13 protein-coding genes are annotated in these 12,955 nt (G+C 26.6%); 1 reads left to right on the top strand and 12 read right to left on the bottom strand.

Features of this window, described 5'->3' with window-relative positions; genetic code table 11:
* Window positions 1-488: 488 nt before the first annotated feature.
* From CLPUN_RS11600 to CLPUN_RS28040, 4 genes are all read right to left on the bottom strand, one after another.
* Window positions 489-992 (bottom strand): hypothetical protein, encoded by a 504-nt coding sequence (locus CLPUN_RS11600; RefSeq protein WP_242954118.1) that lies wholly within the window; start codon window positions 990-992, stop codon window positions 489-491.
* Window positions 993-1,206: 214 nt separating this feature from the next.
* Window positions 1,207-1,350: a hypothetical protein gene (locus CLPUN_RS28045; RefSeq protein WP_198944322.1), complete on the bottom strand. Its 144-nt coding sequence runs from the start codon at window positions 1,348-1,350 to the stop codon at window positions 1,207-1,209.
* 209 nt (window positions 1,351-1,559) lie between these two features.
* Window positions 1,560-2,204 carry a pentapeptide repeat-containing protein gene (locus CLPUN_RS11595; protein WP_077847435.1) on the bottom strand — a complete coding sequence of 215 codons (645 nt, stop codon included), beginning with the start codon at window positions 2,202-2,204 and terminating at the stop codon, window positions 1,560-1,562.
* Between the two features lie 268 nt (window positions 2,205-2,472).
* Window positions 2,473-2,616: a hypothetical protein gene (locus CLPUN_RS28040; protein WP_198944321.1), complete on the bottom strand. Its 144-nt coding sequence runs from the start codon at window positions 2,614-2,616 to the stop codon at window positions 2,473-2,475.
* Window positions 2,617-2,878: 262 nt separating this feature from the next.
* On the opposite strand from CLPUN_RS28040, the gene CLPUN_RS11590 reads away from it, so the two are divergent.
* Window positions 2,879-3,391 carry a ferritin gene (locus tag CLPUN_RS11590; protein WP_077847434.1) on the top strand — a complete coding sequence of 171 codons (513 nt, stop codon included), beginning with the start codon at window positions 2,879-2,881 and terminating at the stop codon, window positions 3,389-3,391.
* A gap of 61 nt (window positions 3,392-3,452) precedes the next feature.
* Here the strand turns inward: CLPUN_RS11590 and CLPUN_RS11585 are convergent, their stop codons facing one another.
* From CLPUN_RS11585 to queC, 8 genes are all read right to left on the bottom strand, one after another.
* Window positions 3,453-4,781 (bottom strand): ATP-binding protein, encoded by a 1,329-nt coding sequence (locus tag CLPUN_RS11585; RefSeq protein ID WP_077847433.1) that lies wholly within the window; start codon window positions 4,779-4,781, stop codon window positions 3,453-3,455.
* Between the two features lie 110 nt (window positions 4,782-4,891).
* Window positions 4,892-6,241: an MATE family efflux transporter gene (locus CLPUN_RS11580; RefSeq protein ID WP_077847432.1), complete on the bottom strand. Its 1,350-nt coding sequence runs from the start codon at window positions 6,239-6,241 to the stop codon at window positions 4,892-4,894.
* 200 nt (window positions 6,242-6,441) lie between these two features.
* Window positions 6,442-7,053 (bottom strand): NUDIX hydrolase, encoded by a 612-nt coding sequence (locus CLPUN_RS11575; RefSeq protein ID WP_077847431.1) that lies wholly within the window; start codon window positions 7,051-7,053, stop codon window positions 6,442-6,444.
* A gap of 344 nt (window positions 7,054-7,397) precedes the next feature.
* Window positions 7,398-9,302: a bifunctional 4-hydroxy-3-methylbut-2-enyl diphosphate reductase/30S ribosomal protein S1 gene (locus CLPUN_RS11570; protein WP_077847430.1), complete on the bottom strand. Its 1,905-nt coding sequence runs from the start codon at window positions 9,300-9,302 to the stop codon at window positions 7,398-7,400.
* Window positions 9,303-9,323: 21 nt separating this feature from the next.
* Complete coding sequence (cmk, locus tag CLPUN_RS11565; RefSeq protein WP_198944320.1) at window positions 9,324-10,004, bottom strand: (d)CMP kinase; 681 nt, start codon at window positions 10,002-10,004, stop codon at window positions 9,324-9,326.
* Window positions 10,005-10,140: 136 nt separating this feature from the next.
* Window positions 10,141-11,367, bottom strand: a complete 1,227-nt coding sequence (locus tag CLPUN_RS11560; protein ID WP_077847429.1) for a BaiN/RdsA family NAD(P)/FAD-dependent oxidoreductase — start codon at window positions 11,365-11,367, stop codon at window positions 10,141-10,143.
* A gap of 124 nt (window positions 11,368-11,491) precedes the next feature.
* Complete coding sequence (gene queF / locus CLPUN_RS11555; RefSeq protein WP_077847428.1) at window positions 11,492-11,995, bottom strand: preQ(1) synthase; 504 nt, start codon at window positions 11,993-11,995, stop codon at window positions 11,492-11,494.
* A gap of 204 nt (window positions 11,996-12,199) precedes the next feature.
* Window positions 12,200-12,856 (bottom strand): 7-cyano-7-deazaguanine synthase QueC, encoded by a 657-nt coding sequence (gene queC / locus CLPUN_RS11550; protein ID WP_077847427.1) that lies wholly within the window; start codon window positions 12,854-12,856, stop codon window positions 12,200-12,202.
* Between the last annotated feature and the right edge of the window lie 99 nt (window positions 12,857-12,955).

Genomic DNA, 12,955 nt, shown 5'->3' with positions numbered 1-12,955 from the left:
AGATGTAAAGTCACCTCCTTTTATTAGCAAACGTGCATAGTTCTAAAGCCAGAATTTTACATACACTTGTATCATATGTATGTTCACGTTTTCATTAAAACTTTAACATTTTAAGTATTTTTTTTCAATAGTTTTTCTCCTAAATAAATATCTTTATACTTAAATGATTATTATTAAGCAACTTTGCATTTTACGATAAAAATTCTAACATATTAAGATTTTATAATTTAGATCTATATAAATTAAGATAAAAAATAAATTCTCTAAGCATTTTTACTTATTTTCATATTAATTAACAATATATTGTATAAATGGATATGAGTTTGGAGAATTAAAGTCTAGAAATTTCTATAAAACTTTTGTTAATTCTCCAAAGTATTCTATATTATTAGGAACCTTAAAAAAATTCAAATCATATTAACTAATAAAAAACAATAATAAATAGAAAGTTACACTTCTAACGTTTTATAAACTTTAATGCATATTAGTTATTCATGTTTTTCACGCTCTAAAGCATTCAATGCTTCTAGAAACATATTATACATTTCTACCTTGTTATCTTCATTGTAAAGAATTTTAATTCCAAAACTCAAGACAAATACAACATATAAAATTAAAAAAAATGGTCCTAACTTTTTTATATAACTATCCATATATGAATAAATACCACTAGCAGTAAGTCCAGCTAGTAATGATGCACCAATTCCACATCCTCCACTAGTAAATGATCCCAGTTTAGTTTTTATATAAATTTTTTCTAAGCTTATATTTATATTTTTTTCTTCCTCATACCACTTCGATACTTTATTATACATTATAAACTTAGTTTTAATCTTATTATCACTCATTTTAAGTATTGTTTTAAATAATTTCTTATATTTTTCAATAATTTCTGGAGTATATATTTTATATTCATTTGTATTAGGTTTTATTATAGAAATTGTTTTTTTTAAATTCTTCATTGTTGATTTTGAAAATTTTATATTTTCCAAATTAAATATTTCCTCCAAATTTATTATGTACATATTTTGCAAGTATACTTCTAAAAACCTAGTCAATATATTAAAAATCTAAAAATTATTCTGTAATATATTTTTTAGTTTAAATAAAAGCAATAATATATTAGCATATCTACATTAATATAAAATATTCAAATTGCATAAAAAAATTGCAAATTAATTTTTTATTAATTCATTTATATTATTTTCATTTTTTATTCTTCTCAGGATTTTTTTTAGAGCAATTCGTATTGTCATCATTTCTAAGCCATGCATTAATTAAAGTTTCAGCTGCTCTAGAAGCTTGTTCTTCTGTAAGTGTTATTTTCTTTTTATCTAGATTATTGCTCATATTTAATATCTCTCCCTTATATATTAAATAAACTTTATGTTTTTATATATTATACTAAATATTTGATTGATATTTAATTTTTTAACATAAAAATAATTACTTAGCCTTTAAAAACCAACAGCTTTTTAACAGAGACTTTTATTAAAGATCTTGATTGCACTACGTGCTTTTTTAGTTGTAAAAAGATCTTAGTTGCACTACGTGCTTTTTTAGTTGTGCATATTTTCTATAAGTCTAATAACATAACTTAATGTATGAAATTCCTTATCAATCTCATATTTTATATAATTAAGGCCTTCCATCAAAGTTTTCTCATCAAAGTTTTCACTTAAAATCATTAAGGTTAATGTATTAATAGTTTTATCTTTTGTATCAAAAACTCTTGATTTTTTTATAAACTGATTTTCATTTAAACTTAAAACTAATTTTTCTAGTTCTTCACTCATTTGAAATTCTGGCATTGATTCAAAAATTCTTATGCCTTTATTATCTTCTTTTAAATTTTTAGCTTTATTTGTATCACAGCCTACGAAGATTGTATTTTTAAATTTTGCATCAATAAAATCTACAGCATCTAAATTTACGCCTTCAAATACTGTATCTTCGAATTTCGCTTCTTTGAATTTACAGCCTTTTAAGTTAGAGCCTATAAATTCAGCTCCTTTAAAATCACATCTAAAAAAATTGCATTTCTTAAAGTGAGCCCCTCTTAAACTTGCATAATCAAAGCTTGAATTTGAAAAATTGCAGTTATAGCATTTGCTTCTATTAAGGTTTTTATAAATGAAATTTTTATTAGTTTTTTCTGCATTATCATAATGAAAATTTTCTGGTGCACTTCTATTTATAGCCATAATTATTTTCCTTCCACTCTTAAATAAATAGTTATTTTAGTTTTATACTAATATATATTATCACATTTATGAATAATTATCACTATAACAAAATAGTCTAGCTTAAATTCATATTATCAATACAGATATTAATAATATGAAGAATTAGTTTTTATTTAAGATAAAAACAAAGATATCTCAAAAATTTTCAATAAATAGTAGATGTTTAAATATTAACTGTATATTGTTAATTATATATTAAATATTTTGAGATATCTAAAATTCTACATTAGCGCTTATGGTTAATTGTAATGTCTCTTCCTCTAGAGACTACTTTATTCTCAACATCTTCTCTTTCAACAAAAGACTTAACTTTTGATTGTGACATATCTCCAGATTTTAAAATAAGTTTTTCCTTTTTGTTTTTTGACAAGTAAATCCCCTCCTTTTTTTTATTTCAACAAAAGATTTCACTTTATATTATTGTTTTTCTAATAAAAGTTATACACCTAAAGTAAAAAATATAATCTATAGTTTGAAGTAAAAGTACAGTCGGTATATTTAAATGAAAATATACTCTGTTAACATAATATAAAATATAATTTGCTAAATAATATTTTAAGATGTAAAATATTATTAAATAATATCAATTATTATACAACGAGAGAGAAATTTAAACTAAAGGAGAGGTAAATATGTTAAGCGAAAAATTATTAAAACATCTTAATGACCAAGTTAATTTTGAAATTTATTCAGCATACGTATATTTAGGAATGGCATCTTATTGTGAATCTATTGATTTAAGTGGATTTGCTAATTTTTTCAAAGTTCAATCGCAAGAAGAATTGTTCCATGCTATGAAATTCTATGATTATATATTCCAAAAAAATGGTGTTGTAACTTTGGAACAAATAGAAAGACCTCATGTAAACTATGAAAATATAGTCAATGTTTTTGAAACAGGATATGAACACGAGCAAGTTGTTACAAGCAGATTATATAGAATTGCTGATATAGCAACTGAAGAAAAGGAACATGCAACTATTAGTTTACTTAATTGGTTTATTAACGAGCAAGTTGAAGAAGAAAATACTTTTAATACTATTATAAAGAAAATTAAAAGAGCCGAAAATAATCCTGCGGCTTTATATATGCTAGATGATGAACTTGCAGCAAGAGTATATACACCACCAACAACTAATGCTTAAAATTTAAATAAGAAAAAAGAAATAGAAGGGACGAAATTATCCTCTATTTCTTTTTTCCTATTTATTTACTTTTTAAAGTTCCTTCTAACCAATTTATAAATTGATTCGCTGTTCTTGGAGAACGTGCATTGTGCCATCTTACCCATTTTAATGCTTCAGCATGAAGATAGTTCATATCAACTTCAAGATTGCGAGACTCAACAATTCCATCTATTATCTTCAAATATTCTTTTTGATCTGGTGAATAGAAAGATACTGTTATTCCAAATCTATCCGATAAAGATAACTTTTCTTCTATTGTATCATTAGTATGCACATCATCTGTAGCTCTTTCGCTAAAAGTTTCTTTAACTAAATGCTTTCTATTTGTCGTTGCATAAATTAATATATTATTAGATCTATTTTCTACTCCGCCTTCTAAAATGGTCTTTAAAGCCGAATAGCTAGCCTCTCCTTCTTCAAATACCAAATCATCAACAAATATTATAAATTTCAAATTTTTATTTTTGAGAATCCTTATTATTTTTGTAAAATCTACAAGTTTACTCTTATCAACTTCAATAAGCCTTAAACCTTCAGTATAATATTCGTTTGTAATTGCTTTAACAGTTGAAGATTTTCCCGTTCCTCTAGAACCATATAATAATATATTATTAGCAGGATATCCATTTAAAAACTGTTTCGTATTTTCAATAATAGTTTCTTTTTGATCTTCATACCCAACCAAATCTTTTAAATTAATCGGATCTGGAGCATCAATTCCTCTAAGATATGTATTATTTTCTTCATGTTCCCAAACAAAGGCTTTATATTCACCAAAAATTCCTGTTCCATATTGTTTAAAAAACTCTATAATACTTTCTAAGGAATTCCCCCAATTATCACAACTTAAAATATTTAATTTCAATTTATCTATAGCTTTATATGAATCGTAATCTTCATCCGAATTAACTTCAAAGTCTATAAGTGAATTTATTATTTCTATTTCAAAGTCCTTTGCCTTGCCTTTATGTATTATAGCTTCTTTAAATTCATAAGAAGCTATACTTGTTATATTTTCAAGTGATTTAAGTTCATATTTTACTTGCTTTATAATATATTTATTGCTTAAATCTTCACGATCAATCATATTTGTAAAAGAATTGTTATCTAAGAAAATCATATCAATTATAAATTTTTTGAACGAAGTTCCATTAGCCTTCTTAAGAAGTTCATAGACAAAATCATTATAAAGAGTAATTCCTTTTTCTATGGAAATTTCTTTTTTGTTTAAATATTTTAATAATGCTTTATAATTTATTAATACATTATCTTGTTTAATATTTGTAAATATACATAGTGAATTTATAAGTATGTTTGCTTTTTTGATTTTTTCAAATTCTGTATTCACACTTGCCGCCCCCCTATAGAAATTAAATTTAATAATAGTTTACTACTATTGTTGCGCTTTTACCATGTTTTTTATCATATAATAAACAATTTATCATTATTTGAAGAAATTTAAACAAATGCTTTACCTTCCCATTTTCTATTTTTCCATCTAAATATTACAAGTACAGCTCTAAAACATTCATCGGAGGCTAGACCAATCCATATTCCAATTAATCCAAGACCACATTTTATTGAAAGTACATACCCAAGACCTACAGATATAACCCACATAGAAAATATTCCTATAACTACTGGAAATTTAACATCTCCTACTGCTTTAAGAGCACCTATTCCTACTACATTAGTAGCACGTCCGATTTCTAAAATTACATCTATTCCAATAACTATAGCCCCTAATTTTATAATTTCTTGATTTTCTGTAAATATTCTCATAAGTGGATGCCCAAGTATTGCGAATAAACCAGCCATACCTGTAGATAATAAAATAGCAATCTTTATTGAATATATTCCAAAGTTCAAAGCTGCCGTATTCTTCTTCTCACCAATTAAACGACCTACTATTATTCCGTTACCTTGAGCAAGTGCTGCTGAAAATAAAACTGCAAAACTGACTATATTATTAACATAACTTCTTGTTGTAACGGTCTCAACACTTATGGTATTAATAAAACTCATTAATGCAAGCTGAGCTAAACTATAAGACATATTTTCTCCAGCAGAAGGAATTCCTATAGTCATAACATTTTTTAAATGTTTAATTGGTAGTGGCCATAGTAACTTAATAGAATAACCTCTAAGTATTTTTACATATATAACCGCTCCTAAAATACATAATCCAATAAATTTACTTATAGTTGTTCCAAGAGCAGATCCGACGACGCCAAGCTCTGGTGCACCAAATTTCCCAAATATAAGAATATAATTAAGAATTGCATTTATAACATTTATAAGCAATGTTACATACATGCATATTTTAACATATCCATGTGGTCTTAATATTGCAGTAATTGTCATTGATATTGCTTGAATAAATATAAAGCCACCAACATATTTTAGAAAATCATTAGCTAAATATAATATATCACTAGATGTATTAAGTAATTTTAAGAATCCAATTCCAAAACATGATAAAACTAAACTTAATAGTAATCCAATTAAGGCATTAAATCCTATTGACATGCCGCAAAGCTGAAATATTTCATAATTTTTTTTTCCATCCTTATTAGCGCCTATATATTGTGCTACTAAAATTGAAGTTCCCGATGTTATTACTACAAATAATAAATTTATCATGTTTATTATTTGATTTGATACACCAACAGCTGCAACTGCACTATCAGAATATCTACTTACCATTAAAGTATCTACAGTTCCAAGAGTTGATAATAACAAACTTTCAACGAAAATTGGCCATGTTATTCTAAGTAATTTTTTCTTTATTCTTTTGTTTTCACCCATTTTTAATACCTTTCTAACTTATCTTTATTTAACAAAACTAATTATAGTCTCAATAAATTAATTATACTATTGTGAGATATACTAAAATGCAAATAAAGTTGAATATTAAATGATAAGCTCTATTTAAAAAATTAAGGTATATTGAAAAATCTTAGACTTATTATTTGTCTATATTTTTTCAATGTACCTTAATTTAATACTTATTCAATAAATAATTTTTCACCAAGCAATGAAAAGCTTTGAAGAACTAAAAAACATTTAATATCAAACTTTTCTCTTTTTTGTATAAGTTCTATAGCTTCTTCTTGAGAAATTAGAAGAGGTTCAATACATTCATCCTCCTCAAGATTTTCATCGCTTATTTCGCCTGTACAAGTACAAAAAACAAGTGCCAACGCTTCATCTGTCATCCCGGCTGAAATATAGACTTTATCTGCACACCTATTTTCTATAATATCCACTATTTCAAGGCCTGTTTCTTCCATTAATTCTCTTCCAATCGTACTTTTTTCATTTTCACCCGAGTCGATGAGACCAGCTGGTAGCTCATATACATAATTGTTAAGTGGAATTCTAAATTGTCTTATTATAACAAGTTTATTTTTCTCTTTATGATATGCTGCAATTATTACACCATCATTAGTATCTTCCTTATTTTCAAAGAATTGCTTTTGAAGTGTTTCATTATTTTTTCTTGATGCTATAGTCCAAGTTTTAATATTTCCAACTTTATTTTCATATTCAGCTTCATATAAACTCAAATATTGGGTCTCTTTTAATTGATTTATTTTAGTAACTTTATTTTGTTTCATAATGTATGTTCCCCCTAATCTATTTTTATATAGTAAATTTAAAATTAATTTACGTGTTAAATCTTTCTGTAATTTCAACTTCTAAATAGAATTATACTTCAACTTTTTATTTCTTTCATCTATATAAAGGAATTATTCAGTTTAAAGAGAACATATCTAGAAGATTGAGATATTCTTTATTAAAAAGTTTCACACTAAAATATTAAAAAAATAACAAGTTAGTATACTAGCTTATAAGTCAAATATCTAGATTTATTAAAATTTATGCTATATTAGCATATCTAGACACTTCAGCATATACGCATTGCATTCTCTAACTTGTTATTTTGCATAAATAAACTCAATTAAATATCTTTTATACTTAAGCTTATTCTCTTATTTTCTTCATCAACACTTAAAATTTTAGCTTTAATCTCTTGACCAATTTTTAATGCTTCTGATGGATGTTCTATTCTGTTATGTGATATCTTTGAAATATGAACTAAACCATCAACTCCTGGTTCTAATTCGACAAAAGCACCAAAATCATTTAGTCTTACAACTTTACCAAGAACTATAGATTCTTCAGGATATTTTGCCGCTGCATTATCCCAAGGTTTATCTTGAAGTTCTTTAATACTTAACGATAATTTTTTAGCTTCTCTATCTAATCCTATAATTTTAACATCAACGATTTGACCTTCCTTTAATACATCACTTGCATTTTTAACGTGATTCCAAGAAATTTGTGATAAATGTAATAACCCATCTATACCATTAATTTCAACGAAAGCACCGAAGCTTGTGAATCTCTTTACTTCACCACGTACTGTCTCTCCCAGGTTAAAGCTTTCCCAAGCTTTTGCATCTTCTGCATTTTTAACATCTTCTAATAATATTCTTCTTGATGCTACAACTTTTACTGGATTTTTTAAAGAAAAATCTATTAATTTAATTTCTAAATTTTTATCTACATATTCATTTTTATCTTCAGTAAACTTAATATCAATTTGAGATCCAGGAACGAAAACTCTAACTCCTTTATAGTCTCCAACTAACCCTTTTTCTTTAGCTTCTTTTATAATTATTTCAAAAGTCTTTCCTTCATTGAAAAGTACTTCTAGTTCTTTGAAAGCTTCTTCTCTTTCATATTCTAATCTTGATAAAACTACATATCCATCACTATTTTGTAACTTTATAACCTTAGCTTTTATCGAATCGCCTGTATTAAGTTTTTCAGCAAAAGTTATTGGATCTTCTTTTGCTGATAACTCTGTATAAGGAATGACACCATCAGCTTTATAACCTACAAGCGAAACTAAAATAGAATCTCTTGTTTTTGAAAGAATTTCTCCTTGTACTTCATCACCAATAGCAAACCTTTTATCTAGTTCATTCATTAATGATAATTGATCTTCAAAATTGTTGTTTTCTGTGTTCATAATATCAAGTACCTCCTTAATAATCCAATCTGGCGTAGATGCACCAGCTGTAACGCCTATTTTTTTTATATTATTATTTTTAATAAAATTAAACGGCAATTCTTTAGCATTTTCTATATGAATTGTACTTATGCAATTTTGCTTTGATATTTGATATAGTTTAGTAGTATTTGAGCTGTTTTTCCCCCCAATAACTATCATAGCATCTGCTTCTTTTGATATTTTATTTGTACTTTTTTGTCTAGCCTCAGTAGCTGAACAAATTGTATTAAATGCCAATACTTCTTTTACAGAACTTAAATTTTTCAAGGTATTTTCCCAATTTTTAATTTTTTCAGTAGTTTGAGCTACTAAACATATCTTTTGAGGAATTGGTTCTTCAAAAGTACCATCCTTAGTAATGATAGCTTTGTCTTCACACCATCCATTAATTCCTATTACTTCAGGATGGTCTTTATCACCTAATATTACTATATGATAACCTTCTTTTGAATATTTCTTAACCTTTTTTTGAATATTAGTTACAAAAGGACATGTTGCATCTAATACTTTTAATTGTTTTTCATTAAGTACATCTAAAACGGCTTGAGAAACACCATGAGATCTTATAACGATTACGTCATCAGAATTTAAAATGTGTATATTTTCTAATTCTATTGAAAATATATTATTTTCTTCCAAAAACCTTACTACATCATTATTATGTATTAAAGGTCCTAAAGTATAAATTTTTGAATTATGTTCTTTTTGAATTTTCAAAGCTTCATTTACAGCTCTTTGAACTCCAAAACAAAAACCTGCATTTTGGGCTAAAATAACTTCACTCATTATGCTCTCCTTATTTAAGTGTTACTTTCCTTTTTCTATATACTCATTAATGACATTTACGACTCCATTAATATCTAAATTAGTAGTATCGATTTCTATAGCATCATCAGCTTTTCTTAGTGGATCTGTAGCTCTATGAGTATCTTTGTAATCTCTTTCTATTATATCCTTTAAGATTTGATCATAAGAACATTCTAGATTTCTTTCTTGTAATTCTCTAAATCTTCTTTTAGCTCTTTCTTCTGGACTCGCTGTTAAGAAAAATTTAAACTCTGAATCTTTAAGCACTACTGTTCCAATATCTCTCCCATCCATTATTACATCAAATTTATTTGACATATCCCTTTGAAGTTTTACAAGTATAGTTCTAACTTCCGGAAGACTTGCATATCCAGATACAATACTGCTTATGCTCGGCATAGTAATTTTTTCTTGGATGTTTTCACCATTTAAAATCAAATCATCATTTTCAAAATGCATTTCCATACTGCTAATCAGATTACAAATTTCATCAACGTGTTCTGGCAATAAATTATTTTCCGAAGCTTTTAAGGCTACTGCTCTATACATTGCTCCTGTATTTATATACATAAGGTTATATTTTTCTCCAACCAATTTTGCGATGGTACTTTTACCAGCTCCTGCTGGTCCATCTATTGCTACTGAAATTTTCAAAATTTTCTCCCCATTTCTCAGCCTCATTAATTTTGTCTTCTATAAGATTATATAATTTTTTATCAATTCAAACAAGAAAATATTTATTTATTCATCATACTATATTAATCTACTATTTTTCTATAATTTTTATAATGATCGTATATGCAGCATATCTGCTTTTTTATAAAGTGTATATATTATTCCCTGCTATAAAACCAGTTGAAAATGCAATTTGAACATTATACCCTCCTGTAAAAGCATCTACATCCATTACTTCTCCAGCGAAAGAAAGATTTTCTATTATTCTTGACTTCATAGTAGAAGGATCAATTTCTTTTATATCCACACCACCAGCAGTTACAATACCTTCTTCTAATGGTCTTAAGCCTTTAATCTCAAAGGTTAAATTTTTAATTACATTTACCAAGTTTTTTCTTTCTTCCTTTGTTATTTCATTTACCTTTTTAGTTTCTGAAATTCCAGATAAATCAATAATCATAGGAATCAATTTTTGTGGCAATAATTCATCTAATGAGTTTTTAAAATCTTTATTTAAATACTTACCAAAATCTTTTTGAATTCTTTTATCTAATTCTCCTAAGTTTAATGCTGGCTTTAAATCAATATATAATTTATATTTTTTATCTTTTCTTATAAATCTGCTTCCACTTAATATAAGTGGTCCTGAAACTCCAAAATGAGTAAATAACATTTCTCCAAAATTCTTGTAAACTGCTTTTTTGTCATTTTCTTTAATTATAACTTCTACATTTTTTAAAGATAAACCCATAAGTTCTTTTGTTTTTGCATCTGTAACTTCTATAGGAACAAGTGCAGGTATCAAAGGTACTATTTTGTGTCCAAGCTTCTTTGCAAATTTTTGACCTTCTCCTCTTGAGCCTGTAAGTGGATATGATGCTCCACCAGTTGCTATAATAAAATAATCTCCATTTAAAATTTCATCATTATTTATTTCAACTGCTGTTATTTTTTTATCTTTAGATTTAATATCTGTAACTTTTGAATTTAATTTAATTTTTACTTTAGTCCTACTTAAGGCATTTGATAACCCTCTTATTATATCTGAAGATTTATCTGATTCAGGAAAAACTCTGTCGCCTCTTTCTACTTTTAATTTAACACCTTCACATTCAAAGAAATTAATAGTATCTTCATTAGTAAAACTATATAATGCACTATATAGAAAATGAGGATTACCTGGTATGTATTCAAAAAACTCAGATATATCTTTTGCATTAGTAACATTACATCTTCCTTTGCCAGTAATAAATAATTTCTTTCCAATTCTTTCATTACCATCTAATAGTATTACTTCATGTTTTTTTGCAGCTTGAAGTGCTGCCATCATACCTGCTGGTCCTGCACCTATAACAATAACTTTACTCAATTTTAAAAACACCCCTTAATTTAATTAAGAGTTATTAATTAAGAGTTATTAATTAAAGATGAAAGCCCTTAGGATTTTTCTCCTTAACTACTAACTCATAACTTTGAACTCTTAACTGTTCTGATTATCTGTTGTCAACTTTTTCTGGATACATATCGTGATTCATCATTCTGTAATTTGCCATTTCTTCAAATTTAGTACCTTTCATCCCATAATTACAATATGGATCTATACTTATGCCACCTCTTGGAGTAAATTTCCCCCATACTTCTATGTATTTTGGTCCCATAAGCTTTATTAAATCCTTCATTATTATATTTATACAATCCTCATGAAAATCTCCATGGTTTCTAAAGCTAAATAAATACAACTTTAAAGATTTACTTTCTACCATTTTTATATTTGGAATATAGCTTATATAAATTGTGGCAAAATCAGGTTGGCCAGTAATCGGACAAAGACTAGTAAACTCTGGACAATTAAATTTTACAAAATAATCATTGTCTGGGTGTTTATTTTCGAAAACCTCTAAAATTTCAGGATTATATCCATAATCGTATTTTGTTCCTTGATTTCCAAGAAGGCTGATTCCTTCAAGTTCTTTAGATTTTCTTCCACTTTCACTCATTATTTTTCTCCTCTTTAACAAATAATAAAATATTAAATATAGAATCTTATTATTAATAATAGCTATAATTGTTTAATATATATGTTGCGGTTTAAATTCTTCAGTTAAATTGAATTACTGCTGCATACTTGTATAAATTATTTTTAAAACAGATATATCATTTTAATAATTTAAATTTTATATATAAAAGTTCATAAATTATTGCTACTTGTTATTCCTACTTAACAAATAATTATCAAGACCTTTTTTTCTTAGAATACAAGCTGGACATGTTCTACATCCATCACCAATTACTCCATTATAACAAGTAAGAGTCTTTTCTCGTATATAATCTAATTTTCCAAAGCTATCTGCGAGTGCCCATGTTTCAGCTTTATCAATCCACATAAGTGGCGTATGAACTACAAAATCATAATCCATTGCTAAATTTAAAGTAACATTAAGAGATTTTATAAAAATATCTCTGCAATCAGGATATCCACTGAAGTCTGTTTCGCATACTCCCGTTACAATATGCTTTGCACCTTTCACCTTAGCAAGAACTCCTGCAAAAGTTAAAAATAGCATATTGCGACCCTCTACAAATGTTGATGGAAGCGAACCATCTTTACTCACCTTTATTTCTATGTCATCTCTAGTAAGAGCATTTGGTGCTAATTGATTAAGTAATGCCATATCCAATATATGATGCTCTAAACCTAATTCTTTAGCAATACTTGTTGCACATTCTATTTCTTTTCTATGCTTTTGATTATAATCAAAAGTAACCGCTATAACCTCTTCAAATTCCTTAAGAGCCCAAAATAAACATGTAGTGGAATCTTGACCACCACTAAATACAACAACTGCTTTTTTATTCATATTAAATTCCTCCCAATTTTCTAATTAACAAGTTATAGTATATAGTTAACAGTTTCAGAAACAAATCCAAAGGAGTTACTTAAACATATATCTTTTAAA

Origin of the sequence: Clostridium puniceum (assembly GCF_002006345.1) — a bacterium.
GTDB lineage: Bacteria > Bacillota > Clostridia > Clostridiales > Clostridiaceae > Clostridium > Clostridium puniceum.
The sequence above is the reverse complement of the archived record's forward strand: the minus strand, read 5'-3'. Positions and strand labels throughout refer to the sequence as shown.

Excerpts from the sequence above, each read along its gene's own strand:
- CLPUN_RS28045 (WP_198944322.1), bottom strand. The coding sequence starts at position 1,350 with ATGAGCAATAATCTAGATAAAAAGAAAATAACACTTACAGAAGAACAA.
- CLPUN_RS11595 (WP_077847435.1), bottom strand. The coding sequence starts at position 2,204 with ATGGCTATAAATAGAAGTGCACCAGAAAATTTTCATTATGATAATGCA.
- CLPUN_RS11590 (WP_077847434.1), top strand. The coding sequence starts at position 2,879 with ATGTTAAGCGAAAAATTATTAAAACATCTTAATGACCAAGTTAATTTT.
- CLPUN_RS11580 (WP_077847432.1), bottom strand. The coding sequence starts at position 6,241 with ATGGGTGAAAACAAAAGAATAAAGAAAAAATTACTTAGAATAACATGG.
- CLPUN_RS11575 (WP_077847431.1), bottom strand. The coding sequence starts at position 7,053 with ATGAAACAAAATAAAGTTACTAAAATAAATCAATTAAAAGAGACCCAA.
- CLPUN_RS11570 (WP_077847430.1), bottom strand. The coding sequence starts at position 9,302 with ATGAGTGAAGTTATTTTAGCCCAAAATGCAGGTTTTTGTTTTGGAGTT.
- cmk (WP_198944320.1), bottom strand. The coding sequence starts at position 10,004 with ATGAGGCTGAGAAATGGGGAGAAAATTTTGAAAATTTCAGTAGCAATA.
- queF (WP_077847428.1), bottom strand. The coding sequence starts at position 11,995 with ATGAGTGAAAGTGGAAGAAAATCTAAAGAACTTGAAGGAATCAGCCTT.
- queC (WP_077847427.1), bottom strand. The coding sequence starts at position 12,856 with ATGAATAAAAAAGCAGTTGTTGTATTTAGTGGTGGTCAAGATTCCACT.